This window comes from Aquamicrobium soli, assembly GCF_042646345.1.
Taxonomy (GTDB): Bacteria; Pseudomonadota; Alphaproteobacteria; order Rhizobiales; family Rhizobiaceae; genus Mesorhizobium; species Mesorhizobium soli_A.
Genome location: NZ_JBHRTK010000031.1, coordinates 97,617 through 122,522 on the forward strand (window position 1 = coordinate 97,617; position 24,906 = coordinate 122,522).

General features: G+C 61.2%; 28 protein-coding genes, 1 tRNA gene and 2 pseudogenes. 15 read left to right on the plus strand and 16 right to left on the minus strand.

The annotated features are described in order from the left end of the window. Nucleotides 1-143: 143 nt before the first annotated feature. From mog to ubiT, 4 genes are read right to left on the minus strand one after another with little or no spacing between them, the layout of a single operon-like run. On the minus strand, nucleotides 144-662 hold the full coding sequence (mog, locus tag ACFOHJ_RS22585) for a molybdopterin adenylyltransferase (RefSeq protein ID WP_378225351.1): 519 nt from the start codon (nucleotides 660-662) through the stop codon (nucleotides 144-146). Between the two features lie 14 nt (nucleotides 663-676). Further along, nucleotides 677-1,576 (minus strand): ubiquinone anaerobic biosynthesis protein UbiV, encoded by a 900-nt coding sequence (ubiV, locus tag ACFOHJ_RS22590; protein WP_378225049.1) that lies wholly within the window; start codon nucleotides 1,574-1,576, stop codon nucleotides 677-679. Nucleotides 1,577-1,579: 3 nt separating this feature from the next. Further along, complete coding sequence (ubiU, locus tag ACFOHJ_RS22595; RefSeq protein WP_449224171.1) at nucleotides 1,580-2,563, minus strand: ubiquinone anaerobic biosynthesis protein UbiU; 984 nt, start codon at nucleotides 2,561-2,563, stop codon at nucleotides 1,580-1,582. Between the two features lie 14 nt (nucleotides 2,564-2,577). Then, complete coding sequence (ubiT, locus tag ACFOHJ_RS22600; RefSeq protein ID WP_378225052.1) at nucleotides 2,578-3,129, minus strand: ubiquinone anaerobic biosynthesis accessory factor UbiT; 552 nt, start codon at nucleotides 3,127-3,129, stop codon at nucleotides 2,578-2,580. 189 nt (nucleotides 3,130-3,318) lie between these two features. Between ubiT and ACFOHJ_RS22605 the strand changes: the two genes are divergently transcribed. The 3 genes from ACFOHJ_RS22605 to ACFOHJ_RS22615 all read left to right on the plus strand — a co-directional run bounded on the left by ACFOHJ_RS22605 (nucleotide 3,319) and on the right by ACFOHJ_RS22615 (nucleotide 5,805). Further along, nucleotides 3,319-3,615: a DUF6455 family protein gene (locus ACFOHJ_RS22605; protein ID WP_378225053.1), complete on the plus strand. Its 297-nt coding sequence runs from the start codon at nucleotides 3,319-3,321 to the stop codon at nucleotides 3,613-3,615. Between the two features lie 106 nt (nucleotides 3,616-3,721). Beyond that, nucleotides 3,722-5,227, plus strand: coding sequence for a UbiD family decarboxylase (locus tag ACFOHJ_RS22610; protein ID WP_378225055.1), 1,506 nt, complete (start codon nucleotides 3,722-3,724; stop codon nucleotides 5,225-5,227). Then, nucleotides 5,224-5,805 (plus strand): UbiX family flavin prenyltransferase, encoded by a 582-nt coding sequence (locus ACFOHJ_RS22615; protein ID WP_378225058.1) that lies wholly within the window; start codon nucleotides 5,224-5,226, stop codon nucleotides 5,803-5,805. The genes ACFOHJ_RS22610 and ACFOHJ_RS22615 overlap by 4 nt, the downstream gene beginning before the upstream one ends. Nucleotides 5,806-6,099: 294 nt before the next feature. On the opposite strand, the gene ACFOHJ_RS22620 is transcribed toward ACFOHJ_RS22615, so the two are convergent. The 5 genes from ACFOHJ_RS22620 to ACFOHJ_RS22640 form a co-directional block, all read right to left on the minus strand. Further along, the gene (locus tag ACFOHJ_RS22620) at nucleotides 6,100-6,492 is read right to left on the minus strand and encodes a hypothetical protein (protein ID WP_378225059.1); all 393 of its coding nucleotides are present in this window, start codon (nucleotides 6,490-6,492) and stop codon (nucleotides 6,100-6,102) included. 92 nt (nucleotides 6,493-6,584) lie between these two features. Next, nucleotides 6,585-7,937: an oxygen-independent coproporphyrinogen III oxidase gene (hemN, locus tag ACFOHJ_RS22625; protein WP_378225061.1), complete on the minus strand. Its 1,353-nt coding sequence runs from the start codon at nucleotides 7,935-7,937 to the stop codon at nucleotides 6,585-6,587. Between the two features lie 361 nt (nucleotides 7,938-8,298). Continuing rightward, nucleotides 8,299-9,011, minus strand: a protein-coding gene (locus ACFOHJ_RS22630) for an IS5 family transposase (protein ID WP_378225353.1) whose coding sequence is annotated in 2 segments (ribosomal slippage) — nucleotides 8,299-8,715 and nucleotides 8,718-9,011 — 711 coding nt in all. Because the reading frame shifts where the segments join, the coding sequence is not laid out codon by codon here. Between the two features lie 375 nt (nucleotides 9,012-9,386). Continuing rightward, nucleotides 9,387-10,085: a lipoyl protein ligase domain-containing protein gene (locus tag ACFOHJ_RS22635; protein ID WP_378225063.1), complete on the minus strand. Its 699-nt coding sequence runs from the start codon at nucleotides 10,083-10,085 to the stop codon at nucleotides 9,387-9,389. A 13-nt stretch (nucleotides 10,086-10,098) separates the two neighbouring features. After that, nucleotides 10,099-10,548, minus strand: a complete 450-nt coding sequence (locus tag ACFOHJ_RS22640) for an RrF2 family transcriptional regulator (protein WP_378225065.1) — start codon at nucleotides 10,546-10,548, stop codon at nucleotides 10,099-10,101. Nucleotides 10,549-10,728: 180 nt separating this feature from the next. Here ACFOHJ_RS22640 and ACFOHJ_RS22645 point away from each other — a divergent pair, with 180 nt between their 5' ends. From ACFOHJ_RS22645 to ACFOHJ_RS22665, 5 genes are read left to right on the plus strand one after another with little or no spacing between them, the layout of a single operon-like run. Continuing rightward, nucleotides 10,729-11,007, plus strand: coding sequence for a hypothetical protein (locus ACFOHJ_RS22645; RefSeq protein ID WP_378225066.1), 279 nt, complete (start codon nucleotides 10,729-10,731; stop codon nucleotides 11,005-11,007). Further along, nucleotides 11,004-11,963 (plus strand): c-type cytochrome, encoded by a 960-nt coding sequence (locus ACFOHJ_RS22650; RefSeq protein WP_378225068.1) that lies wholly within the window; start codon nucleotides 11,004-11,006, stop codon nucleotides 11,961-11,963. Before ACFOHJ_RS22645 ends, ACFOHJ_RS22650 begins: the two co-directional genes overlap by 4 nt. A 3-nt stretch (nucleotides 11,964-11,966) precedes the next feature. Continuing rightward, nucleotides 11,967-13,652: a cbb3-type cytochrome c oxidase subunit I gene (locus ACFOHJ_RS22655; protein ID WP_378225070.1), complete on the plus strand. Its 1,686-nt coding sequence runs from the start codon at nucleotides 11,967-11,969 to the stop codon at nucleotides 13,650-13,652. A gap of 49 nt (nucleotides 13,653-13,701) precedes the next feature. Beyond that, the gene (gene ric / locus ACFOHJ_RS22660; RefSeq protein WP_378225072.1) at nucleotides 13,702-14,394 is read left to right on the plus strand and encodes an iron-sulfur cluster repair di-iron protein; all 693 of its coding nucleotides are present in this window, start codon (nucleotides 13,702-13,704) and stop codon (nucleotides 14,392-14,394) included. 25 nt (nucleotides 14,395-14,419) lie between these two features. Then, on the plus strand, nucleotides 14,420-14,776 hold the full coding sequence (locus tag ACFOHJ_RS22665) for a YbaN family protein (protein ID WP_378225073.1): 357 nt from the start codon (nucleotides 14,420-14,422) through the stop codon (nucleotides 14,774-14,776). 319 nt (nucleotides 14,777-15,095) lie between these two features. On the opposite strand, the gene ACFOHJ_RS22670 is transcribed toward ACFOHJ_RS22665, so the two are convergent. After that, nucleotides 15,096-16,202: a 2Fe-2S iron-sulfur cluster-binding protein gene (locus tag ACFOHJ_RS22670; RefSeq protein WP_378225075.1), complete on the minus strand. Its 1,107-nt coding sequence runs from the start codon at nucleotides 16,200-16,202 to the stop codon at nucleotides 15,096-15,098. A gap of 11 nt (nucleotides 16,203-16,213) precedes the next feature. After that, a pseudogene (locus ACFOHJ_RS22675) lies at nucleotides 16,214-16,510 on the minus strand (SRPBCC family protein); the annotation flags it as partial. 201 nt (nucleotides 16,511-16,711) lie between these two features. Here ACFOHJ_RS22675 and ACFOHJ_RS22680 point away from each other — a divergent pair. From ACFOHJ_RS22680 to sdhD, 4 genes are all read left to right on the plus strand, one after another. Next, complete coding sequence (locus ACFOHJ_RS22680; RefSeq protein WP_378225077.1) at nucleotides 16,712-17,338, plus strand: hypothetical protein; 627 nt, start codon at nucleotides 16,712-16,714, stop codon at nucleotides 17,336-17,338. A 312-nt stretch (nucleotides 17,339-17,650) separates the two neighbouring features. Then, nucleotides 17,651-17,860, plus strand: coding sequence for a hypothetical protein (locus ACFOHJ_RS22685; protein ID WP_378225079.1), 210 nt, complete (start codon nucleotides 17,651-17,653; stop codon nucleotides 17,858-17,860). Nucleotides 17,861-17,908: 48 nt separating this feature from the next. Then, on the plus strand, nucleotides 17,909-18,409 hold the full coding sequence (locus ACFOHJ_RS22690) for an SRPBCC family protein (RefSeq protein WP_378225081.1): 501 nt from the start codon (nucleotides 17,909-17,911) through the stop codon (nucleotides 18,407-18,409). A gap of 279 nt (nucleotides 18,410-18,688) precedes the next feature. Then, a complete protein-coding gene (gene sdhD, locus ACFOHJ_RS22695) occupies nucleotides 18,689-19,069 on the plus strand; it encodes a succinate dehydrogenase, hydrophobic membrane anchor protein (protein ID WP_378225083.1) in 381 nt (126 codons plus the stop codon). 20 nt (nucleotides 19,070-19,089) lie between these two features. On the opposite strand, the gene ACFOHJ_RS22700 is transcribed toward sdhD, so the two are convergent. Further along, complete coding sequence (locus ACFOHJ_RS22700) at nucleotides 19,090-19,536, minus strand: CBS domain-containing protein (RefSeq protein ID WP_378225084.1); 447 nt, start codon at nucleotides 19,534-19,536, stop codon at nucleotides 19,090-19,092. Between the two features lie 145 nt (nucleotides 19,537-19,681). Continuing rightward, nucleotides 19,682-19,906 carry a hypothetical protein gene (locus ACFOHJ_RS22705; RefSeq protein ID WP_378225086.1) on the minus strand — a complete coding sequence of 75 codons (225 nt, stop codon included), beginning with the start codon at nucleotides 19,904-19,906 and terminating at the stop codon, nucleotides 19,682-19,684. Nucleotides 19,907-20,135: 229 nt separating this feature from the next. Between ACFOHJ_RS22705 and fdxA the strand changes: the two genes are divergently transcribed. The 3 genes and pseudogenes from fdxA to ACFOHJ_RS22720 all read left to right on the plus strand — a co-directional run bounded on the left by fdxA (nucleotide 20,136) and on the right by ACFOHJ_RS22720 (nucleotide 21,964). Further along, the gene (gene fdxA, locus ACFOHJ_RS22710) at nucleotides 20,136-20,477 is read left to right on the plus strand and encodes a ferredoxin FdxA (RefSeq protein WP_378225087.1); all 342 of its coding nucleotides are present in this window, start codon (nucleotides 20,136-20,138) and stop codon (nucleotides 20,475-20,477) included. Nucleotides 20,478-20,584: 107 nt separating this feature from the next. Then, entirely contained in the window at nucleotides 20,585-20,668 is an 84-nt protein-coding gene (locus ACFOHJ_RS22715; protein ID WP_378225355.1) for a hexameric tyrosine-coordinated heme protein, read from the plus strand. Between the two features lie 96 nt (nucleotides 20,669-20,764). Continuing rightward, nucleotides 20,765-21,964: pseudogene (locus tag ACFOHJ_RS22720) on the plus strand (IS256 family transposase). A 75-nt stretch (nucleotides 21,965-22,039) separates the two neighbouring features. On the opposite strand, the gene ACFOHJ_RS22725 reads toward ACFOHJ_RS22720, so the two are convergent. The 3 genes from ACFOHJ_RS22725 to ACFOHJ_RS22735 all read right to left on the minus strand — a co-directional run bounded on the left by ACFOHJ_RS22725 (nucleotide 22,040) and on the right by ACFOHJ_RS22735 (nucleotide 24,903). Continuing rightward, nucleotides 22,040-24,187 carry a DUF6538 domain-containing protein gene (locus ACFOHJ_RS22725; protein WP_378225089.1) on the minus strand — a complete coding sequence of 716 codons (2,148 nt, stop codon included), beginning with the start codon at nucleotides 24,185-24,187 and terminating at the stop codon, nucleotides 22,040-22,042. Between the two features lie 143 nt (nucleotides 24,188-24,330). Beyond that, nucleotides 24,331-24,405, minus strand: a tRNA-Gln gene (locus tag ACFOHJ_RS22730). A 153-nt stretch (nucleotides 24,406-24,558) separates the two neighbouring features. Continuing rightward, complete coding sequence (locus ACFOHJ_RS22735; protein WP_378225091.1) at nucleotides 24,559-24,903, minus strand: VOC family protein; 345 nt, start codon at nucleotides 24,901-24,903, stop codon at nucleotides 24,559-24,561. Between the last annotated feature and the right edge of the window lie 3 nt (nucleotides 24,904-24,906).

Here is a 24,906-nt window from a genome sequence, read left to right on the forward strand (position 1 = left end):
AGCTACACTAGCCGCCTGTCGGGCTAGAAGACTTTGCGTGCGCTCAAAGACCGGACGTTACCTGTCGGACAAGCCGGGTTGCAGAGAAGCGGCGCTGGGCACCATCGGCCTTTTTCATCCCTAAGCGTCAAAACGCATATACGCTAAGCAGGCCTGAACGAACGACAGACCGTAGGGTCGGTTTCGATTCTTCCCGCTCCTATCAGGTCGAGGCAATAGGGCACGGCGGGAAAGACGGCGTCGAGACATATGTCGATTGCGGAGGGCTTTCCGGGCAGGTTGATGATTAATGTGCGGCCGCGTACGCCGGCAGTCTGCCGGGAAAGGATAGCGGTCGGGACATGGGCCAGGCTCGCCTGCCGCATCAGTTCGCCGAAGCCAGGAAGCTCCTTGGTGATGACGCTGTGCATTGCCTCAGGGGTGAGATCGCGCGGTGAGGGACCGGTGCCGCCCGTCGTCAGCACGAGATCGGCGTTGTCGCGGTCACACAACGCCGCCAATGTATCTTTGACGATCTCGACGCCGTCCGGCACAGTAAGGCGAACACATTCGAAGGGGCTTGAGATGGCGGCACGCAGCCAATTTTCTACGGCGGGGCCACTCAGATCCTGATAATCACCGCGGCTGGCGCGATCCGAGACCGTCACGATGGCAACACGCATCATTGCTGATCTGCTTATGCGGTGACGGCCGGCCTCGATCCAGCCTCACCCCGGGCGTAACCATCCACCAAGCGCCCTGGCAGTTCAAGGCAGGAAAGCACGAAACGGGCGGACTGCGGATCCTGTGTTTCGTCGAGCACGGAGCGGTAGGTGCGCGCCACCTCCACCATGTCGCAGTCGTGCGGGGATAGCCTCAGCCGCCTTATGCCATGGCGGATAAGCGTTGCCGGCTCGAACAGCGCGGCGTGCACCTCGGCCGACAGCGTCTGCACGCCGTTGATGGCGAGGAAAGACTGATCGTCCAGCGTGTCGACGGCCAGTCCGTCGGGGTCCTGCTCGCAGGTGAACTGGCATGAATCCTTATGCAGCCCGTGCAGCCTTGCGTGATAGCAGCGCCCTGACAGGGCCAGCGGTAGTCGGCCGAAGGCGAAAAGTTCGAACTCGATCTCCAGGCAGGCGGAGGCGATGGTTCCTACCGTCTCCAGCGACAACTCCACTGGCGGGCAGATACTGGCGGCGCCATGACGTGCGAGGAAGCGCGCCGTCGTCTCGTTGTAGACGTTGAGGAATGGGCCGGTGACGAAGGGCTTGCCGCTGCGGGCGGGCAGGGCGGTGATGTCGTTGATCTCGACCAGGCGTTCGTCCGCGCATAGCTCGGCGATGGCCTTGCGCTCGCGTACTGTGGCCGGCGCGGCCAGCGTAGAAAGCACCACCTGCTTGCCGCCACGCTCCAGCCTTTCGATGATTTCGGGCCAGACGGGATCGGAAAACGGCATGCGCTTTCCGCACACGACCTCGCCGACATGGACACGGTCCACCGGCGCCTCGTCGGCGATGCGGAAATAGAAATTGCGCAGCTTTTCTGCCGGCCAGTGGAAGAACAGCGGTCCGAGCGTCAGGGCGACCCGTGTCATGGTTTATCTCCAGGTCTTTCGGTAGGCGCCGGTGGTCTGGCGCCCGCCTTCCGATAGGCCGGCGAGGATGTTGTCGATTTCGGTCGCGTCCTCGCCCTGTTCGGCAGCGTCGACTGCCTTTCTGAAGGCGCGTACCACCTCGGTGACGTAGCCCTTGCCGCGCTGACGTCCCTCGATCTTGAGGGCGGTCACGCCGGCGGCCTTGAACGCCACGATCATGCCGCCGGCATTGAGGCTGACCGGGTCCTCGAACAGGTAGCCGGCCTTGTCTCCGGCCTTGAACCTGCCCTTGCATAAGGTCGGATAGCCGGCAGGCTCGCCCGGCGCATAGCGGTCGATGGTAAAGCCGGCGAGCCGCGCTGCGGTGCCTTCGCGATCTTCGTCATAGCTCACCCTTTCCGGTGGCGAGCAGACGCCGTTGAGATTGGGCGAGCGCCCGGCGGCGTAGGAGGAGAGGTAGCAGCGACCCTCGATCATTACGCACAAGCCGCCGAACACGAAAGCCTCGGTCTCCACCGCGATGGCGCGGTTGAGGGCGGCGATTTCCTGTACCGAGAGCACGCGCGGCAGCACCACCCGGCGCACATTGAAGGCATCGGCATAGAAGCCGATCGATTCCGGCGTCGCGGCCGCGGCCTGTACCGACAGGTGCAGGCGGGTTTCCGGATGTTGGGTGGCCATGTGATCGAGCACGGCGATATCGGCGGCGATCACCGCATCGGCCCCGCAGGATGCGGCCGTATCGGCGGCCCGGCGCCAGGGATCGGTATCACCGGCGCGCGCGAAGGTATTGATGGCGACCAGCACCTTTGAGCCATGGGCGTGGGCAAAGCGGGCGCCCTCGGCCAGTTCCTGCGGCGAGAAATTGAGACCGGGGAAATTGCGTGCGTTGGTTTCGTCGCGGAAACCGCAATAGACCGAATCGGCCCCCGCCTGCACGGCGGCCCGCAGGGCCGAAGGCGTGCCGGCGGGGCAGACGAGTTCCATCCTGCCGCTGGTCGTCATGGTTGCGTCCTTTCACGGCGATGGGCGCCGGTAGCAATCTGGCGGACGAGCGACAGCCCGCCCAATATGCCCGAATCGGCGAACCGTGCGACCGCACCTTTAAGACCGAGCAGATCGGAGGGCCGCAATTCGGCATCCTCTATGGCGTTGCGCAACGCCACCACCGCCTCGGTGCGGCCGCTGACGGAGATGGCGCGGTGGAAGAACAGCGCATCACCGTCCAGCGTACCGTCAAGGATGCCGAGCAAAAGCAGGATCGGGCCGCGGATGACGACATCGGAAGGCGAAGGGCCGCTTTTGCCTGTGGCGCGCACCAGGGCGGCGTGCCCGTCCGGCACCACATGGAAGGCAAAGGGCAGGTCGGTCGGATCGATAAGGAAGCGCGCCTTCCCGAATTCGCCGAGCCGCTCGAAGGTCTCCGGCCGCCGCCGAGCGAGAGACCGTAGCGCCTGAGTCAGCAGCGGGCCGAGCGGCTGGCCGGAAAAAGCCGGCAGGAAGCGTCGGATCGGCTCGGGCAAACTTGCGTCTTCATTGGGGTCGAGCGCCATCGGCTCCTCCGGAGTGCGGCAGGATGAGCACACCGTAATCAGGATGCCGCCAAAGTGTCTTGCGCTGGATCAAACAAAATCGACGCTGGTGAGCGCCGTCGGCAGTTGCGGCCAACGGGCACATCGCAGCTTGCCCAGTCATAATCTACACTCGCGGCACAATATCCGGCCCCGCACAGGGAGGCAGTCATGTCTTGCGATGCACGACGCTGGCCGCTGACAGATCAGGTCTGGCGTCAGTTCGGCCAGTTCGATCTTGTAATGGAGCGTACCGGGGTAGATCCTGTTTTTGCCGCTCGCAAGGCGGCCGGTACAGCCATTGCACAGGCACGCAATACCTGCCTCGTTTGCCACAGGCAGAAGCAGTGTCGGTTCCTGCTGGAGCAGAACGAGGCAGACACCATCATGGCCTTCTGTCCCAATGCCGGCTTTTTCGATTCATGCCGGCAACGCGAGCCCTGTAAAAATTCGGGATGCGGAGTGTGACAGCTGAAGTTTAAGAGTTGGGTGTCCCGCCGCCTTCTTTGACCGGGCGCAACACCGGATTTGGCGCTGAATGATATGGGCGGTGTCCGTGGTCAGGGACACCTTCATGCACCAGCGCACTCTTCCTCCTTTTGCGACCCTTGGCGCCTTCCTTGCCTATCTGGCGGAACGTGATGAGCTCGAAACCATTGCTGCGCCGGTCTCCATGCATCTGGAGGCTACTGAACTTCATCGCCGGGTGATTCTCGGCGACGGCCCGGCCCTGCACTTTACGAGGGCGCTTGATCGGGACGGCAATTCAGCCCGGATGCCTGTGGTGGCAAATCTGTTCGGAACCGCAAGGCGGGTCGCCTGGGGGCTTGGCACCGATGTCGGGGGCCTCGCGGGACTGGGTGAGATGCTGGCGTTCATGCGCTCGCCGCGGCCGCCTCAAAATCTGGGCCAGGCGCGCACGCTGCTGCCGGCGGCCTGCAGTGCGTTGCGGGCGCGGCCAAAGAAAGTCGCCCCGCCTTGGGACTGGCGGGAGGCAGATCCGGATTTCTCGTTGTTGCCGGTGCAGACCTGTTGGCCCGGTGACGCCGGGCCGCTGATTACCTGGCCGGTGGTCGTTACCCGCCCGCCGGGTCTGGACGATCCGTCTGCCTACAATCTCGGTATCTATCGCATGCAGGTCATCGACCATGATCGCGCCATTCTGCGCTGGTTGCCGATGCGAGGTGGCGCAGCCCACCATCGGCTGTGGCGGGAACGGAGAGAGGAGATGCCGGTGGCAGTGGTGATCGGCGCAGACCCTGCGACGCTGCTCGGCGCCGTCATGCCGGCTCCGGAGGGCGTGTCGGAACTGGCACTGGCCGGCATGCTCGGCGAGCGCCGAGCGGCTGTCGCCGCCTGCGCGACCATACCGCTGCATGTGCCGGCGAGCGCCGAGATCGTGCTGGAGGGCACGGTCTCGCCAACGGAGACCGCGCTCGAGGGGCCTTTCGGCGACCATACCGGCTATTACAATGCGCCCGAGCACTATCCGGTTTTCAGGCTGAAGCGGCTTTGCCTGCGCGATGGTGCGAGCTATCTCACCACATTCACCGGCCGCGCGCCGGACGAACCGTCCGTACTTGGCGCCGCGCTGCTCGAGGTATTCAAACCATTGCTGCGACAGGCGATTCCCGAGGTCGTGGACGTCTGGATGCCGCCGGAGGCCTGCTCCTACCGGATCGCCGTGATTGCCATCGCCAAGAGATATGCCGGACAGGCGCGGCGCGTGATGATGGGTTTCTGGTCGCTGCTGCCGCAGTTCTCGATGACCAAGACGATCGTCGTGGTAGATGACGATATCGATATCCGCGCATGGGACGATGTGATGTGGGCGCTCTCCACCCGCATGGACCCTTCGCGTGACCTGCTTCTGGTGGAGCGGACACCCATCGATCCGCTCGATTTCGCCTCGCCTCTGGAAGGGCTGGGCGGCAAGATGGGCCTCGACGCCACCTGCAAGATCGGTGCCGAAACCAATCGGGAATGGGGCGTCAAGCTGGCAATGGATGTCGCGATTACGGAACGGGTCGCCGAGCGGTGGTGGGAATTCTTTCCGTCAAAACAGGGGAACGCACCATGACGGCGGTGCGCTTGATCGTCGGCGTTACCGGAGCTTCGGGCTCGGCATTGGCGCTGGAAACCCTGCGCCAACTCCGCGTAGCCGGCGTCGAGACGCATCTTGTGGTAACGGCCGGTGCGCGAATGACGATTGCCCATGAATTGGGTCGCGAAGGCCTGGCCCGATTGAACGAAGCGGCCACACATGCCCATTCGCCACGCAATCTGGCCGCACCCATCGCCAGCGGCTCGTTCCGCACCTCGGGCATGATCGTGGTGCCGTGCTCGATGCGCAGCCTGGCCGCTATGGCGCATGGGCTAGGCGACAATCTGGTGACCAGGGCCGCCGATGTGGTGCTGAAGGAAAAGCGCCGGTTGGTGGTGGCGCCGCGTGAGGCACCGCTGCATGAGGGTCATCTCGAAGCCATGTTGCGGCTGGCCCGGTTGGGCGCCGTCATTGCCCCGCCCGTGCCGCCGTTCTACGCCCGGCCGGCTACCATCGACGATCTGGTGCGCGAGATAGCGGCTCGGCTCGTGCAATGGGCGGGCATCGATCCCGGCCACTGCATGACGCGCTGGGGCGGGGGGGCGGCTGTGTAAGCGTGGGCTCTATGTCCTGTCGCCGATACGTCGAAGACCTTGCCGTGCGCGGCAAAACAACGAGAGCTCGCGGTAGCTCGTTGCGCCCTCTGCAGCGCATTCGGCTAGGCCGCATGCAGGATGGTATGGACCAGCGTCGGATGACAGGCCATCAGATGTAGCAGGCGAGGTTCAATCTTTTTCGTGGGCATAGGCATTTCGCCCTCCGATCGAGAACGGCAATCATAGCCGCACATATTCTCCTCCCGATGTCACGCACAGATTGGTGACGGGGAACCGACTTGGACAACCGGGTTACGTCGTCGGGTCGCCACGCCCTGTGGCCTCGGAAATCTGTCGCATCGAATAGGCGCCTTCGTGAGCGATCCTGGCGATATCGTCGAACAGAAGCGCGATATCCACGTAGACGCTGCGGTCCTGCTCCGTCGGTCCCAACTCATCCAGATCGTTCAGGTAGTAAATCATTGTCTCGATCTGCTCGCGGCAATGGCGGGCGTCAAGAAGATGCTTGTGTATGGTGCGCTGGCGCTCAAGCACGGTGAAGTGCGCCAGTGTTTCATCGAGCTTGGGTTTGCACTCGCAATCCAATGGCGCTTCCTTGATCTCGGCCGTCAGTCTTGCAACGATTGCCATGTCGGTGAGAAGCCTCGACCCATCGGGGTTCTGGTAAGGATCGGTATGTTTCATAGTCAGCTCCGCTGGTCAGCACGCATCATCATAGCCGGTCTATTTATCGATCGTTTGCGCCGGCTCAAACGAGGCCTCAATGACTGGCCCGGTCAGGCCGCTTTTCCGTGGGTCCGCGGTGAGGCGCTCAGATAGGCGTCGAACGCCGCAGCGGCGGCACGCACCAGGAAACGATGGCCGCCGCAGAGGCGGATTACGCCATTGGCGATCTCCAGCACGCCGTCCCGCTCCAGGGCCTCGAGTTGGTCGTTAGCATTCAGGACGGTTGCGAGGTCGAAGCCGTGCCTGACGCAGATTGCCGCAACGTCGGCCTGAAGGTCACACATCAGGCGCTCGATGATGTCCGCGCGCAGTCGGTCCTCGGCTGTTAGCAGGTACCCTTTGGTAGTGGCGAAGCAGCCGGTATCGATCTGTTCGGCGTAACGGCCGAGCGGCACCTCGTTTTGCACATAGCCATGCGCCGTGCGGCCGATGGCCGAAGCGCCGAAACCGATCAGCGTCTGGCAATCGTCTGTCGTGTAGCCCTGGAAATTGCGCCGCAGCTTTCCGGTGGCTTGCGCCAGCGTGAGATCGTCATCGGGAAGCGCAAAGTGGTCCAGACCGATCTGGCGATAGCCGGCGGCGACGAGCGTTTCCGTGATAGCCTGTGCCTGCTCGCTGCGAGCCACGCCGTCGGGAAGGGCCGCTTCGTCAATCATGCGCTGATGCTTCTTGAAGGACGGTATATGGGCATAGCCGAACACGGCCAGCCGGTCGGGGCGCATAGCTGCCGCCACCTGAGCTGTGTCGACGCAGGAGCGGATGGTTTGGTGTGGCAACCCGTAAATCAGGTCGAAATTAACTCGAGTGACCCCGTATTCGCGCAATTGCGTCACGGTCTCGAAGGTCTGCTCCTCGCTCTGGATACGGTTGACCGCCTTTTGCACGATCGGATCGAAACTTTGTACGCCGAGGCTTGCGCGACCGATGCCGGCGCCGGCCAGCGCTCCGGCCATCTCGATGGTCAGCGTGCGCGGATCGATCTCGACCGCCAGTTCCGCCGTCGGGGTGAAATCGAAGCGCTCGCGCATCAGATCGACCAGTGCAATGAAATCCGCCGGCTCAACGATGGTCGGCGTGCCGCCGCCGAAATGCACCTTTTCGACGGATAGCGGTTGCGCGGTCTTCGCTGCGACCATGCGGATTTCTTTGCGCAGCATGCCGAGATAATCGACGATTGGCTGGTCGCGGGCGGTGATGGTGGTGTGGCAGCCGCAATACCAGCACATGGCGCGGCAGAATGGGATGTGGAGATAGAGCGAGGTTGGCTCGTTTGCAGGCAGGTTCGACAGCCACCCGGCATAGTCGCCAGCGCCTATCGAGGGTGAGAAATGCGGAGCTGTCGGATAGCTGGTATAGCGTGGCAGCCGCGCCTCACCGTATTTTTGCAGGATGGTCGGTTGCAAGGGTGTTTCTCCACGGGTGATGGCAGTGGTTCCTGTTTTTCTGCAGTTCTAGGTTTCGTGGGGTGAGCCTGTGTCCAAAGTCGCACGGCTTCTGGCTTTCGGGTCGCGGCGCGGACGGTTTATCCAGGCAGGCGGATCGCTGGCTGGAAAGGATTCCCAGGATGCCTCCGAAACGTCGTCCCAATCTTCGTTTTCAGACGGCTTTCCCGCCGCCATTTCTTTCCCGGTTGGGTTGGGTGAACCTGCAGCCCTTGGCATGTTCGCGCCCTCGTGCCTGATGCTTCTAAATATGTATTGTAGATGCATATTACAGCGCAAAATACCGGACAGCAATACGGCGTCGTCTAGGATGGGGACTCGTTCATATCCAGGCGATTAGAACTGCGACGAGTGCGACGGCAGACAGGTAATTTGTAGCCAGGCGATCGTAACGTGTTGCGATCCTTCTCCAGTTCTTGAGTCTGCAGAAGAGCCGTTCGATGACGTTTCGCCTTCGGTAGGCTTTTCGGTCCAGGGGATATGGTGTTTTGCGAGCGGCAGAAGAGGGTATCACCGCCTTGATTTTGGCCCCTGCCAGCCATTGCCGTAGGCTGTCGGCATCATAAGCCTTGTCGGCCAGCAACCTGCGCGCTGGTCGCACGGCCTCCAGCAGAGGAATTGCCATCTTTATATCTGCGACGTTTCCGGGCGTCAGGACGATAGCGACCGGTCTGCCGCGATCATCGGCCAGACAATGGATTTTGCTTGTTCTTCCGCCACGCGACGTGCCAATCGCCTGGGCCCACGCCCCCCTTTTGAGCCTTGTGCAGAGCGATGTGCCTTGACGTGGGTGCTGTCGATGGAAAGCTCTTCCGGCACTGGGCCAGATGCCGCCATCTTTTCGAAGATGCGATGCCAGATGCGCCGTTGCGACCAGCGATGGTAACGGTTGTAGACGGTCTTGGCCGGTCCATATTCGACTGGAACGTCACGCCAGCGGCATCCGACCTTCAACACATGAAGAATGCCGGAGATTATCCGCCTGTCGTCGACGCGTCGTGCGCCGGGCTGGTTCTTTGGCAAATGCGGCTCCAGAGCCGCCTAGGCCGCGTCTGAAAGCCAAAATAGCTCGCTCATCGTAAACTCCTCCGTGCAAAACCCAATTACACGAAGAATCAGCCAATTATGACAATAGGTTGATCAGGTCCCCATCCTAGGGCCTGCCCTCCGTTGGGCTTGACGTCGATATCGTTGAACGTCAGCTAGAAGAATCCCTCGCCCGGCCGGCACTCGACGGAGGGGATACTCCCGTTCCAAGGGGACCTCAGGCGATCTACGATGTGCTATCGACGGGCGACGTGGAAGGCGCGCCTAGCGCCTCGCGCGACGGGAACAGTAACAGCCCGAGGTGTGCCACACGCGACGATCGGCAAGCTACCGCTGGGAATTCAAATCCCTCGCTTTCGGTGTTCACAGTGGTTTTGACATGATCGCTGCGGAGGCCTCAAGATAGACCCTCGTGATTGCGGCATCCAGCCCGACCGGCGAAGCTATTTCGGTCCAGTTTATATGGCTTTCTGGCCTGACATTCGTGGCAACACCGACCGCAGCGTGAAATTCATTGACGACGCGACAGGTGCTCGCATGATCGGTATCGACCGACAGGACCAGATGAGCGAGCACTGCGTAGTGTTCATCATTCGCCCTGGCCCGGCGCCAGCGTTGCGCCGTCCCAGCGAGCTTTCGTTGATTGACCACGATATTGTAGGCTCCGTCGCACATCGCGCCTTCAATGGTGCCGTAGGCTGGATCGGCCCCTTGTTGGCGCAGAAACTGCATGACCGGCTCGCACAGGAACTTGTAGGCGTGTCCGATGCGGTCATCCATTGTCATGGGCATGGTGAACGCGATCGAGACGTTGACCGTACCTGAAGCTTGGATAACGGCTCCACCTCCCGTCTCGCGCACCGAAACCGGATATCCTCGGTTCAGCGCGCCGATGCTGGCCTCTGCGAAGTTCGCCAGGTTCGTCATCCTGCGCGGGACGACAAGACAAGGCTCGGCGGATTGCCAAAGCAGGAACTGGAAACGTTCTTTGCCAGAGGCAACGGCATCCAGCATCGCCGATTCCGACTGAATGGCGCGAGCAATGTCCAAAAAGGTGTACAATTGGGTTCTGGCCCTAGTTGGCTTTCAGCGTGGTGGGCGCGGCAGCTTTGCCGGGCGCTAGTCCGGGGTAAGCGCAATCAGCGATGCTGGTCCTGGCGAGTTCGGTAAGGAAGGCTTCACGCGCGGCAACCAGTTGCGGCTTCAATCGACATAACGGGTTTAGCAGGCAGGCGCCGCCGTCGGCCCGGAAACATTCCACCATGTCGTAACGGTCTTCCAGGCAGCGCACGACTTCGCCCAGTGTGATCGTCTCGGCCGGCCGCGCCAGCCTTATGCCACCGCCGGCACCGCGCTGGGTCGTAACGAAACCATTGCGGGCGAGATCGTTCACGACCTTGGTGAGGTGATTGTAGGGGATGTGGAACTCTTCGGCGATCCCGGCAGTGGTCAACGGCTGATCCGGCGTGCCGGCAAGCCGCATCAGGACCCGCAGGCCATAATCGGTGAAGGCTGCAAGTCGCATAGGATTCCTTTAATTGGCATTTACAATACTAATTAACGCGGCTATGAATTGACATCGTAAATACCTATTTCGGGAGCGCTTGTCCATTTTGACATGCGCGGTGGGAAATGTGCATCCGGCAATCTGGATTGCATCGCAGCGCCGTCCAGCACGCCGGGCAACTTCCATGTGGAGGGGGAGATGTCCGTACAGCGCATTATCCGGCTATCGGTAGCGATTGTGGCCAGTGGCGCGAGCCTCGCGCTGTCATGGCCCTATTGGCGTGATTTCGGCTACTGGCCGGAATCGCGGACCATGTGGCTGGCATACTTCATCGTGGGGTTCGTTCTCGCCGTCTACGTCTTTTATGCCTTCCTCGACAGCCTGCGCACGCTGTTCGAGCACGACACGCTGGAGCGGGAGAAAATCTCGGCGGCCTGCGGCTGTGGCGAGACCGGTTGCAAGGAGGACGTGGCATGAGCTGCAAGCCGGGCGAACTTTGCTACGAGGGTGTGAAGCGTCGGCGTGCGCTCGCTGTACTTGGTCTGATGGCGCTCATTTTCGTCGCGTTGTCGGCCGTCTCTTTCCTCGATTCTCGCGGACAGGCGGTTCCTTCCGCAGTCGATTACGTCGACGTCGACGCCGTTGCCGGAAAGCGCGTGTTCCAAGCCTACAATTGCATGGGCTGCCACACCATCGTCGGCAACGGCGCCTATTTCGGGCCGGACCTGACCAAGCTTTACGACCATGCCGGGCCGGCCTGGCTCGCGGCTTTTCTCCCGTCGGCGGGGAGTTGGCCGACCAACGGTGCGGTGAAGCTGCAATTGCAGGACAAGGCCGTCGCCGCCGAGGCCGGTGCCGATACGATTGAAGCCTATCTGGAAAAATATCCAGCCGCTGCCGAGCGCGTCGCACGGCGCGGCGGGCAGACGTCCCATATGCCGAACCTGCCGCTCAGCCGGCAAGAAGTGCAGCAACTGATCGCCTTCCTCAAATACACATCTGCGATGAACACCGAAGGCTGGCCACCCGTGCCGAAGGTCGACGGGCTGACGTTCCCGCAGGCAACGCCGATCCCAGCCACAGTGCAAAAGGCTGCACTCGCGCCGGCTGAAACGACGGCTGTGGCGCCGGTATCGGCGACCGAGCATGGTGCCGAACTGGCCGAGGAGAACGGCTGTACCGCCTGCCATGCGCCGACGAAGGAAAAGCTCGTCGGCCCCGGCTGGGGCGGCCTTTACGGCTCGACCGTGACACTTGCCGACGGTTCCAGCGTAGTCGCCGACGACGCCTATCTCACCGAAAAGATCCTGAAGCCCGACGCCCAGGTCGTCGAGGGCTATGAGGCCGGCGTCATGCCGTCCTTCGCCGAACTGCTCGATGCAGAGCAGATCGCCGATGTCGTCGCCTATATCCGCAGCCTTGGGGAGAACTGAACCATGTTCAGGATCGAATACAGGACCCAGCGCCTTTCCCTGCGCTTCTTCATGGTCATGCTGGTGTTGTTCTTCTTCCAGACAGCCCTCGGCCTTCTGCTTTCGGCCCAGCATCTCGACCCGACGCTGCTTGCCGGAACGCTGAACTTCAACGTCATCCGCACTCAGCATCTCAATCTGGCGATCTTCTGGATCCTGTGCGGCTTCATCGGCACGATCCTGTTTGTCGGTCCGCTCTTGTCGAAGCGCGAACTGGCGGCGCCGTGGATGATCAAGTTCCTGTTTTACGCTCTTCTGGCGGTAGTGGCATGGAACCTCGCCACCCAGTTGCTGGCGCAGCAGGGCATTGCCGGCTGGTGGATGGGCCAGCCCATGTTCCAGGAAGGGCTGGAATATCTGGAGGCCGGCCGCATCGCCGATGTGGTCATCCTGATCGGTTTCGCTATCCTCTGCTACGTGGTGCTGCGCACCTTCCCGCCGCTGAAGCAATGGAACGAGATTCACTGGGGGCTTGGCCTCGGCGTCCTGGCGCTGACGCTGGTATGGGTGTTCGGCATGTTCTTCGTCGAGCGCCTAGACCTCCAGGAATATTTCCGCTGGTACGTCGTTCATTACTGGGTCGAAGGCGTGTGGGAGGTCATCCACATCTCGCTGGTCGGCTTCCTGCTGGTGCTTCTGTTCAAGGCCGACGTGAAATCGGTCGGCTATGCCGTGTTCTGGGGTATCTCGCTGGTGTGGCTGTCGGGCCTGATCGGCAACGCCCACCACTATTTCTGGATCGGCACGCCGGAGTTCTGGCAGTTCTGGGGCTCGCTGTTCAGCGCGCTGGAGCCGCTGCCGCTGATCTTCTGCTTCTGGCACATCTATCTCGACGCCCATCAGGACAGCAAGCCGATCCCCAACATGCCGGCCTTCGCCTTTCTGCTGGGATCGGTGGTGCTGGAACAGGTGGGCGCCGGCATTCTTGGCTTCACCATGACGTTCGCGCTGACCAATGTGTGGTCGCACGGCACCTGGGTGACGGCAAGCCATGCGCATCTGGCCCTGTTCGGCACCTTCGGGATGCTCGGCCTGGCGGCCGCCTATTATGCCGTGCCGATCATGCGCGGTGTGACGAATTTCGACCAGCGGCCCGGAAAGCTCGCCTTCTGGCTGGTCTTCACCGGCATGCTGGGGCTCGGCTTCGCCTTCGCCATCGGCGGCACGATCCAGGTGTTCGTCTACCGTACGCTCGGACTGGACTGGTTCGGCGGCGATGTCGGTCCGGCCATGCTGTTCACCAAGGCGATGGTGCCGCTGTTCGGTCTCGTCTTCGCCGCGGGTGTCTACCTGATCGTCTACGATCTGATCACGCTTGGCCTGCGCGAACCCTCGGCCGCCGGCGATGCTGTGCAGGTTCCGGCACTCTCCGGCTGGAGCAGGCATCTGACCGGTTGGGAAACCGGCATCTGGCTACTCGGCATGTGGGTTTTTGGCGCCCTCATCACGCTTGGCTTGCTGTCCTTCAACCTGGCCACCGTACAGGAAGGTAGCGCCCTGATCCCTTATGTCATGGGCGGAGTTGGCTATCCCGGCCTGCTTCTGGTGACGCTGTTTTTTGTGCGGCGGTTCCTAAGCTCCCTTGAAGCGCGCGGCCATGCCAAGGTCGTGCCGCTCGTGAGCGCCGCCGCACCGGCCGGCGCGACCTGAAATGGTCGTGCCGGCTCCCCGCTACCGACGTTGAACATGGAGTTTTGTCATGAGCACCGAGATCACAGGACAGAAATTGTGGGAACGTACTGTCGGCGACATCGCCGCGACGCTGCCGGGAGCCACCAGTGTCTTCCGTAAATTCAAGATCGATTTCTGCTGTAATGGTGACCTCACCCTCGACGGCGCGGCGCAGAGACGCGGCGCCGACGCGGACGAACTGATACTGGCGCTGGAAGCGTTGGATCACGTCAATCCTGCCGCTGCACCGGCTGCCATGGAAAGTGACGAGCTGATCGACCATATCCAGACCCGTTATCACGAAGCCCATCGCCGTGCGCTGCCGGAGCTCATTGTCCTTTCGCGGAAAGTCGAAGCCGTGCATCGTGAGCACCCGAAGGTACCCGCCGGTCTTTCCGATGCGCTGCGGCAGATGCACAGCGACCTGGAGGAGCACATGGCTACAGAGGAGCAAACGCTGTTTCCCGCGATGCGGCAACAAGGCGTCGGCAAGCTTGACATCGCGATAGACGAGTTGCGTCACGAGCATGACGGGCAGGCGACACAGCTTCGCCTGCTTGAAAGCTTGACCGACGATTTTACGTTGCCGGAGGGTGCCTGCCGTTCCTGGCAGGCGCTTTATGTCGGCACCGCCCAACTCGCAGAAGACCTGATGGAGCATATCCACCTCGAGAACAACGTCCTGTTTCCGCGCTTCGCCGCCACGGAAAGCCGAGCCTGAGCAAGGGTGTAACGACAAAGACCGTATGCGCTTCATCTGGCTGATTTCAGGTTTGACAAGTCTGGCGCTGGGCGGGCTGGGCGTGGTGGTGCCACTGCTGCCCACCACGCCGTTCGTGCTGCTCGCGGCTTTCTGCTTTGCCAGATCGTCGCCTGCCCTACATGGCTGGCTGTTGCGCAACCCGGCTTTCGGCAAGGCAATCCGCGACTGGCGCGCCAACCGAGCCATCAGCCGCAAGGGCAAACGGGCGAGTGTACTCTTCATGGCGCTTTCGCTGGCTGTCTCTCTCGTCCTTGCCGTGGAGCCCGCCATCATCGGCTTCCAGGCGCTGGTGCTGTCCGGTGCCGCAGGATACATCCTGACGCGGAGAACCGCAGCTTGAGATTCGTGATCAACCTCGTCGCACGGTCGATTCTGCCGATCTGTCCAAAAGTGGCCTATCCAACATTCGACCCCTCATTGGTAGGATGGGCAAGGGCGGAAGGTAGCGTCGCAACCGTATGTCGCAGAATGGGCTATTTCCGGATTGATGATGGTGAAACGTTGTCCTGGATGTTTAGTCCCTACATTTGATGGGTTGGATCGAGAATGAAACGATCCGGTTGTGAAGCCCATGTTTCGCAGATGAACGCGTAAGGCGTGAGATCTTGGAGGCTTATCGGCTTATATAGACGGAAACTCCTGTCGGTGTTGCGAGTAGCTTAGGCTTCGATTTCAAGCGCCGAGAGCGGCTTGGAGCAGCAGGCGAGGATGTAGCCCTCGGCGATCTCATGTTCGAGAATGCCGCCATTGTGGTGCATCTCTACTTCGCCTGAAATCTTCTTCACCTTGCAGGTGCCGCAAAGGCCCATTTCGCATACGGAGGGGATATGTACGCCGGTCGCGCGGGCCGTTTGCAGCACGGTTTGCCCCGCGATGCATGGCGCGTCGACCTCGGACGAGGAGAAACGGATCGGCATTCCCGCCTCTGCGGGCATGTCTGCGGGGGGTGGCCGTAAAGCTTCAATCGGGTTCTGCGCCACCGTCGTCGCCGGCGCGGTGACGAAACTTTCCAGATGAAAACGATCCATGTCAAAACCGGCCAGAGCCAGGATTTCGCGTATGGCCCGCATGAACGGTTCGGGGCCGCAACAAAAAATCTTCCTCTCGCGGAAATCCGGGGCGAGCAGCGGCAAACGGGCGGTGTCGATGTGGCCCGTATGGCCGAACCAGCCTTCGCGGCTCGACCGTTGGCTGACCGTGAAGCCGAGCGACAGGCTGGGCATGCGCGCGCTGAGCAACTCCAGTTCCCTGCGAAAGATGATCTCTTCCGGCCGCCGAGCGCTGTGGACGAAGGCTACGTCGGTCTGCGGCGAACAGTCGTTCAGCCAGCGCAGCATCGACATCATCGGCGTTATGCCCGAACCGGCCGAGATGAAAAGGTATTTCGCCGCCGGATAGTTGTGCAGCGAAAACATGCCGGCCGGGCCGCAGGCCCTGACCAGATCGCCCGCCTTCAGGTGATCGAACATCCAGCGCGTGCCGATGCTGTCTTCTTGCAGCTTGGCGGTCACGGCGATGGAAAACGGCCGCGACGGTGACGACGACAAGGTATAGGTGCGCGGCAGGGAGCCTCCCTCGACGGGAAGCTCCAGCGTTATGAACTGGCCCGGCTTGTAGCGGAACCAGGTCTGGTTATCCGAGCGGAAGCGGAAGGTTTTTACACCGGGCGCCTCGTCAACGATGCCGATGACCTCGAGCACCTGGCGCGTGGCGTCCCAGGGCGCCATCTCGTCGAGTGGTTTGTAGAGGCCGACCGCCGCGTTCATGGCAATGCCTCTCAGGCCGCGTCCTTCAAGGTGGATACGGAGTCGTCGCCTTCTGCCAGCCTTGGCCCGATGAAATCGGCGTACCACTGCACGAACTGCATGACGCCAGCTTCATGCACCTTCGAATAGGGCCCCGGCCGATAGGCGGGAGAGCGAATGCCGCGGGCGTTTTCCTCAATGATGCGGCGATCCTCATCATTGGTCGCGGTCCAAACGCGGATAAGTTCGGCAAGATCGTAGTCCACGCCTTCCACCGCGTCCTTGTGCACCAGCCATTTGGTCGTCACGGCTGTTTCCCTGCGCGAGATATTTGAAACGGCCGATATCAGCTGAAAGAAGAATATGCTCGCGCCACCGGTACGATGGGCGGTGAGGAACCGTTCCTCTTGCTTGTGACATCGTGCCCCCATTGTCGGCTATCTTAATACGTATTAGAAATGCATATTACTTTGCGATGCTCCGGCCTGCCGCCGCTGGGGTCGTCGCGGCTTTACGTGACGGAGAAAGCGATGGAATTTCCCGGCTTCTTTGTTGAAGCGCCCACGATTTCGCTGCGTGATCCGTTGGCGCAATTCCTCGGCGTCTCGAAGAGTGGCATGATCACCTATACCTATGCCGACGCCGTGAAGCTTGCCGGCCACTCCTGCCCTACAGTCGCTGGAGCCTATCTGACGGTGAGGCGTGGGCTCCAGCATCTCTACGGTAACGAGATACCCGAGCGCGGCGCTATTGAAGCATATCTGCACGGTCCACGCGACCAGGGTACGACAGGGGTTATCGCTTCCGTCGTCACGCTCCTGACGGGCGCTGCCCCGGAGACTGGCTTTGGCGGCATTGGCGCACGCGGCCGGTTCGTGCGCCGCGATCTCCTGCATTTCGACGAGACGTTTGATGGCATTATGGCGCTTCGGCGGATCGACAACGGGCACGGACTGATCCTTGACCTCGATACGAGCGTCGTCCCGTTCGGAGGCGAAATGCAGGCATTGCTTCCGCGAGCCATTGCCGGACAGGCTGACGAGGAGGAGCAGGCACGCTTTGCGACGCTCTGGCAGGCACGTGTCGAAGAGATGCTGATCCGGCATGCGGACAATCCCGCGCTCATTCGGGCTCGTGATTGGACAGAAGCTGCCTGAACGGGGACCCGGCGGTTTGTTGGGACGTGGAGCACGCGATCAGGAAGAGACAGAAAATATGCAGCCAGGACATGACCATCAAAAAGACCAGGACCAGGCAGGTGCACCTGCGGTCGCAGCCGAAGTCTGAAGACAGTGCTATCGCAACAGCCAGCAAACGATGAGGTCGGCAAGTTAATGGACTGTTTGCGTCGGATTTTGGTCGAACAGGCCCGAACCGGAACACTTGTAACCTACAGGGAGCTTGCCGGTCGCCTCGGTTTAATGCCGCCGCAGACCATTCACCAACTGACAGGCTTGCTGGAAAAGTCGATGGCCGAAGATGCCGAAGCAGGCGACCCGCTTCTAGCGGCGCTTTGCGTTGGGCGCTTACGCCACAACATGCCCGCGCCCGGCTTCTTCATGGTCGCCGAGGCCTTGGGGCTTTTTATGAGTGATCCCGAAGGTCCGGAGGCGAGGGATTTTCATGAACGCGAACTGGCCCGGGTTTTTGGCAAGTATCGTCGATCAAATGATGGCTGAGACCTAATCGCCCGCAGTGACTGCCAGAAGAGACGAGGGAGAAATACCATGAATGATGAAGCCGTCGTATCAGGGCGAATTCAGCGGCTCGCCGAGGCTTGGGAAGGGCGCCTTGAACGCTGGGTGGGACACGACCGGGAAACGGTCTGGCGGATGCTGACCGAACCACAACAGTTCGTGCAGTGGCTTGCGCCAGGTTCAATTGAATTGCGTGAAGGCGGCCGGGTTCACATCGATTTCGGCGACAGCGGCGTGGTGATCGACAGCACCGTGCTGGCGTTCGACCCGCCGCGGCTAATCGCCTATTCTTGGAGCAGCGGCACAGAACCGGAGCGACCGTTGCGCTGGGACTTGGCTGCGGCCAGTGAAGGCACTGCGTTGACGCTGACCGTGCGTCTGCCAGCACAAGAAGACATTGCCAAGGCCTGTGCGGGCTTCGAGGCGCATCTCGATATGTTTGCCGCGGCACTCGAAGGGGTGTCGACCCGCTTTCCCTTCGAGCGTTACCTTGCAGCACGCCACGCCTACCAGGAACTCCTGCCGCAGTAGCGACGGGCTGGCACCATTCCAGAAAAGCGACCTTGGATGGCTTGGTTCATATCCCGCACCCAGCGCTCGTTTGATATATCCGCAATGGCGGTTCATGCGGAGACGGCGGCTTTCTCCCTTCCGTAAGGGCATACGGTATGGCGAGCACCGGTTGGCGGTCGCCCACACCTATCCGTGGCGTGAATATCTAACCCGCGCGACGCTCGTCGCTTCGTTACTTTGTGCAAGCCTGTTCTGGATTGTGCTGTTTTGGACCGGAGGGCGTTCATCAGGAAATCGATGCGCTCAGGCTTAGCTCGCGCGCGCGGCCTTGGTGCTGCTGGGAGCAGGACGGAAACGTTCTGGAGGCAGCGCGTGACTTCTGTCCTTGGCCTCCCGCTTGTGCTGGGGTTGCTGATCGTTTTCTGGAAGCTGGCGGGCACCGATTATGCGTCCGCGCGCCTTTTGATCGCAAATCCGGTCGTGGCCGTGCTGATGGTCATGGTCATCGTCATCGTTAATTTTGCCGTTCACATGCGGCTGGGCGCCCAGGTCGTCATCGAGGACTATGTTCATCGCCCCGTCCTCAAGCCACTTTTGTTGATGATCAATACCGGGACGGCTTTTGGTGCCGCGATCGTCGCGGCCCTGGCCGTGATCAGGATCTCAGCTTTCGGCTGAGGGGTAAGGTTGCGGACGGCTCAGCGATAGCCGACGCACATGACGTAGTCTCTAAGAAGTTCTTCCTCGTATTCGACTTCCGACAGCAGCGCCTCAAGAGCGTCCGATGCAAAAAGAAGTCCAAGCGGCCTGCGCTTGGCATCGACGACCGGGACGCAGAGCAACCTGTTCTGCTTCATGGTCGACCAGACGTCTTCCAGCATCTGGTCCGGCCTGCAAGTGATGACTTCTTTCGTCATAACGTCTGCACACATGGTTGTGCAGGCGCATCCCTGGCAATGCTGAATCTGGCGCACGATATCCGTTCGCGTGACCACACCGACCATCATGCCATCGGCATCGCACACGACGGCCATGTGGCGTGCGTCGTCCGACAGAAGTGCTGCCGCCTCCGTGAGTTGTTGGCCGTGGCCAATAACGAGCCGGCGCTGGCGGATCGCCGGCAACATGCTGTCCACCCGCATCATGACGGGCGCCTCCAAAACAGGACCCTGAGGCCTATCCTCGGATTATCGACTGACCCACAACTGGGCATTGGCGAACACAAGGTGCGTCGAGCGGTCGAAGGCCCAATGAAACTCGGCGGGGCGGGGATAATGATGAACAAAATCGTCATTTGTCCTGGCCGTCCGCCGTGCCCACACGTTCCTGCTCATGATCCGTCGATAGGCCGTCGTGTACCCGGCTGATCCACGCGGGAGGGGCGCTGGCGGGAAACAATTCCCAAGAGGCCTCCGAAACGTCATCCCACTCCGCGTTGCCGTCAATATCGGCCGAACTTGATTTTGGTAATGGGCGGTCTTTACTGGCGGCCGGGGTGTTGGGATCATTCGGCATTGGAAGCCTCCTGACGATCAAGACAATTGATACATCTGGTATGTATCATAGCCCTTCAAGCTCCAGGCGCAATGTTCTGACGACGTGCTTGAAGCGGGCCCGCAACGTTGGCGGCGGTCATTTTGTCTCAGTACGCAATTTGCATAGAAATATGCGTTTCTAATGTATCTTTTAGCCGCCGGATTTCCGATTATCCTGGAGGCCTCAAAAATCCGCTGGCAACCGCGCCATGACCTATGTCGTCACCGACAATTGCATCAAATGCAAATACACCGATTGCGTGGAAGTATGCCCGGTCGATTGCTTCTATGAAGGCGAAAACATGCTCGTCATTCATCCCGACGAATGCATCGACTGCGGTGTGTGCGTCCCCGAATGCCCAGCGGAAGCAATTTTCCCCGACACCGATCCCTCGGCTACCCCTGCCTGGCTGGCGCTCAACCATGAGTTCGCGTCGGTTTGGCCGAATATCACGCGCAAAAAGCAGCCGCCCGGGGATGCCGACGATTGGAACGGGGTGCCTGGAAAATTCGACGTCCATTTCAGCAGTAAGCCTGGAGGCGAGGAATGATCGCCGATTTTCTCGCCCCGGAGCTTCCGGAAACGCTTTCGCCCGCTTCCGCTTCGCGCGAAGAAAATTCTTGAAACAGGCAATACACAACAGGAAAGGAACATTGCATGGCTGACACCTGGCTTCCAACGCTCAAGACCGCGACGCCTCAGGAGGGCTTCGAGCTTGCCACCAAGGCGGCCCGCAGGTGACGTCCCGAGACGTGGTGTAGCTGGTAGCGCGGTGGTCATCGGCGCTTTCCGGTAGGGTCTGGTTGTCGAAGCCAACCGTTTCTGGAAGGAACACCGATGACCGACGACATGATGAACCTGCGCACGCTCGTGGAGAAGATGCCTGATGCCGATCTTCTGCGCGAGATGATCGGCTTCGCCGCCGAGCGGCTGATGGAGATGGAGGTGGGTGCCGCGACCGGCGCCGCCTGGGGCGAGAAGTCGCCGCTACGGACAGCCCAGCGCAATGGCTACCGCGACAGGGACTGGGAGACGCGCGCGGGCACTGTCGAGCCGCGCATCCCGAAGCTGAGGAAAGGCTCCTACTTCCCGGGCTTCCTGGAGCCGCGCCGGATGGCCGAGAAGGCGCTGACGGCGGTCATCCAGGAGGCCTATGTGCAGGGCATCTCGACGCGCTCGGTCGACGATCTCGTCAAGGCGATGGGGATGAGCGGCATCTCCAAGAGCCAGGTCTCGCGGCTGTGCGAAGAGATCGACGGCAAGGTGAAAGCCTTCCTCGAGCGACCGATCGAAGGCGACTGGCCGTATCTGTGGATCGACGCCACCTACCTGAAGGTCCGTCGCGGTGGCCGCATCGTCTCCGTCGCCGTCATCATCGCGGTCGGTGTCAACAGCGACGGCCGGCGCGAGGTGCTGGGCATGGAGATAGGCACCTCGGAGGCCGAGCCGATCTGGACGGAGTTCCTGCGCAAGCTGACGCGCCGCGGCCTGCGCGGCGTGAAGCTCGTCGTCTCCGATGCCCATGAGGGCCTCAAGGCCGCCGTCACCAAGGTTCTCTCGGCGACATGGCAACGCTGCCGGGTCCACTTCATGCGGAACGTGCTGGCGCATGCCGGCAAGGGCGGCCGGCGCGTCGTCTCGGCCTTCATAGCCACCGCCTTCGCCTAGGAGACACCCAAGGCCGCCAGCACTCAGTGGCGTGCCGTCGCCGACCAGATCCGATCCAAGGTGCCGAAACTCGCCGCCATCCTCGACGACGCCGAACCCGACGTGCTCGCCTACATGACCTTCCCGAAGGAGCACCGGGCCAAGCTGCACTCGACGAATCCAATCGAACGCCTCAATGGCGAGATCAAGCGCCGCACCGACGTCGTCGGCATCTTCCCCAACGACGACGCGATCGTCCGCCTTGTCGGCGCGCTGCTGCTCGAACAGAACGACGAATGGGCCGTCCAGCGCGCCCGTTACATGACGCTGGAAAGCGTCGGCCAATTGAGCGATGATCCCCTCATCAGCCTGCCCGCAGTGGCGCGCTGATCAGCCCGGCCATGCCGGACAGCACGGCGACCAATGCCGCCAGCTACACCACGCGGTGGGACACTATCGTGCGTGTTACGTCCGCTCGGCATCCGCTCTCTGGAGCCGTACGGAGCGTGCCTGTGCGAGCCGCTCCTCTTTTGAGAGGTTTGCCCATGGCGGCGGCAGGCGTTTAGCAATCCAAGGCAGAAGCTGAAGTGGCTGCGGCTCGAGATGGTCTGTGACGACAGGATACTTCGAGAGAATTTCACGTATGAGCGGCAACCCGGCGGCATTCGTATAGCGGGTGCTGGTTTCCCCTTTGCTGAGCCGCCCCGAGACATCGTCGATGATCTCGATGCTGACGCCCGCTTGTTTGAGAACATCGGCTTGGCCGTGTCGCAACGCATGCAGTACCCGCTTCCACAGCACGTCGCCAAGTTCCTCTGAAGCGCGAACTAGCGGCACGAAATCCTTGTAAAATCGGTCTCCAGGATCGTTTGTGCGGGTCGGATGAAAAAGCTCCGGGAACACTGCCTGGTAGCCAAGATCCCGGATAGCCTGGACGTAAGGCACGAATTTCAGCCGGAGTACCTCATCGGGTACAGGGAGCATCCGTATGGATTGGGTATTCTTGATCCTGCGTAAATGGTTCGGTCGGATATCGAGCGCCCAGCCATTCGAGGTTTCGACGACGTCTTTCACAGCAAGGCCGGCGATCTCGTTGCGTCTCGGTCCGAGATAGGCCAGGAGCATTGGCATAAAATAGTTTGCGCTGTGGAATATCTGGTCACCGGGACTATCCTGATCCTCTGCGCCTCTGCATCCGGTGAACGTTGGCAGCCGGAAGAGTGGCCTGAGCCTGTTGGCGTCAGGCTTGTCGGTGAGTGTTCTGAGATCGCTCGATCTGTTTTTACTAGGGCGGATGCCGTCCATAGTAAGCTCGGTGACGGCATAGCCTCGGCCACGCAGGTATCTTAGGAATTCGGCGATATTGGCGAGGTGCTTGCGGATAGTGCTTGCTCCCAAGCCGATCGCCGGCGGTTTCTGTCCGCGCGCCTTTGCCATCTCCATCTGTTTCGCCGCCGCCTCTCGTAATTCTCGCGTCGATAGTTTTCGCATCCTGGCGCTTTGCCCGTAGCGGACGGGAATCTCGTCGAAATGATCACGCAGTTGCCCGACATGGAACTGCGTGATCTGCGTAGAATCTTCGACCCCATGCTCCTCCAGAATCCCAACAAGCATGTGCACCACTACCCGCACGTCCTGCGCGGTCTTGTCCTCCCAACTCCGCTTGCTCCTGATCAGCTTTTCGCAGCGATCCATGAACTCGGGGACGGGCAGGGGAATGCCGCTAGGAACGGCGCCGTTCGGGTTGGCCGTAGTGGGCAGCGAGGCGATGGAGCTTTCCGGTCCTCCCGGTCTCTCGCTCGTTGTGGCATCCGCGGCTGGCTTTCCGTCCGTCACGTCGGGCTGCGATATAGCGCCAATGGATGTTGCCGTTGCAGCCTCGATCCTCTGGCGACCGGCAGCATCGCCAAGGTACCCGTCATTCACATCTACGCTGCCGAGCAGTGTGGACACGCTCTGGCCCTCCACCTCCGGATAACGAGAGGAAGCGTCGAGAAGCATGTCGGCCTTGGCGCGCATGAGTTGGGCCGTTGCCCGTTCGCGGTTGATCAGGGTATCGGGAATACCGTGTCGTTTCATATCAACGAGCAACGCATGCTCGAAATGGGCCTGTCGGCAGGCTTCTTGCTCTTGGACGAACGTTTGCCCGATCACCATGATGCTGTGCTCCGGGATGCCGGAGCGTTCGAGCATTTGCCGACCAGGGCAGTCCGGCTCGAAGTTCAGTTTTCGCATGGTGCCGAACATCTCGATTAGCCGGTAAGCCCAGCCAACTTCGATATCGGCCCGGACCGATAGCATCGGGTCGGAGCCGACGCGGCGGGCGGCGAACCGGAGATTGTCGAGATGCTCGCCCATCCGTTCAATTTCGGCGCGAAAGAGTGCTTCGAGCTGGTCTCTGGTTGTCAATGCAGCTTCCGGTCTCAGTCTCAGGTCGTGCAGCAGTGTGTTGAGCCGCCGCGCCATGTACCTCGCCTTCATATGGTCGGACTGGCGCAGACTCAATGAAATATGCCCGCCGGTTGTACGGTTGAAATTTCGAGGGATGCGAGGCCTCCAGTAGAAGACGTTACCTCTGCGGATCAGGTTCTGAATCTCGTGCCTTGCCGCCATCGCGGAATGCCCTGCTCGAAAGGGCTGGCAGCAGGAATGTGCCTCAGCCCTGTGCCTCAGTTTTGGGCACAGAGGTCATCTGTCACTTGCAAAGGATTCGCAGTCTACAAATATCTCAAGGAAATCAATAACTTGAGATATACTGGCTGGGGCGCCAGGATTCGAACCTGGGAATGGCGGTACCAAAAACCGCTGCCTTACCACTTGGCGACGCCCCAAAAACGCACGCGAAGCGCACGAACGCGCACGCTTATACTGGGCACTTTCCCAAAGCACAATCGCCTGATGCCGCTTGCCCCGCGCAAATTGCCGGCGGCCTGTTTGGGGTTCGTTGGCCGCCCTGCGGCCGATCCGCGACGGGAAAAAAGCCGTTAGGCGCCCCAGACGGCGAGTTCGTTGCCGGCCGGATCGACGAAATGGAAGCGTCGTCCGCCGGGAAACGGGAAGATCGGGCGCACGATCGTTCCGCCTGCTTTTTCCACCGCCTCGACCGTTTCTTCCAGGTTCTCCGAATAGAGCACGGGCAGCGGCTGTGGCGGGGCCTCGGCGCTGTCGGCCTGGAAGCCGCCGTCAAGGCCCTCGCCGAAGGCCGAGTAGGTCGGGCCGTAGTCGGTGAACGTCCAAGAGAAAGCGGTCGCGTAGAAAGCCTTGACCCTGTCCAGCGTGCCGCCCGTCGCCGGCATTTCCAGGTAGTCGAATTTGCCTGTCTGTCTCATGAT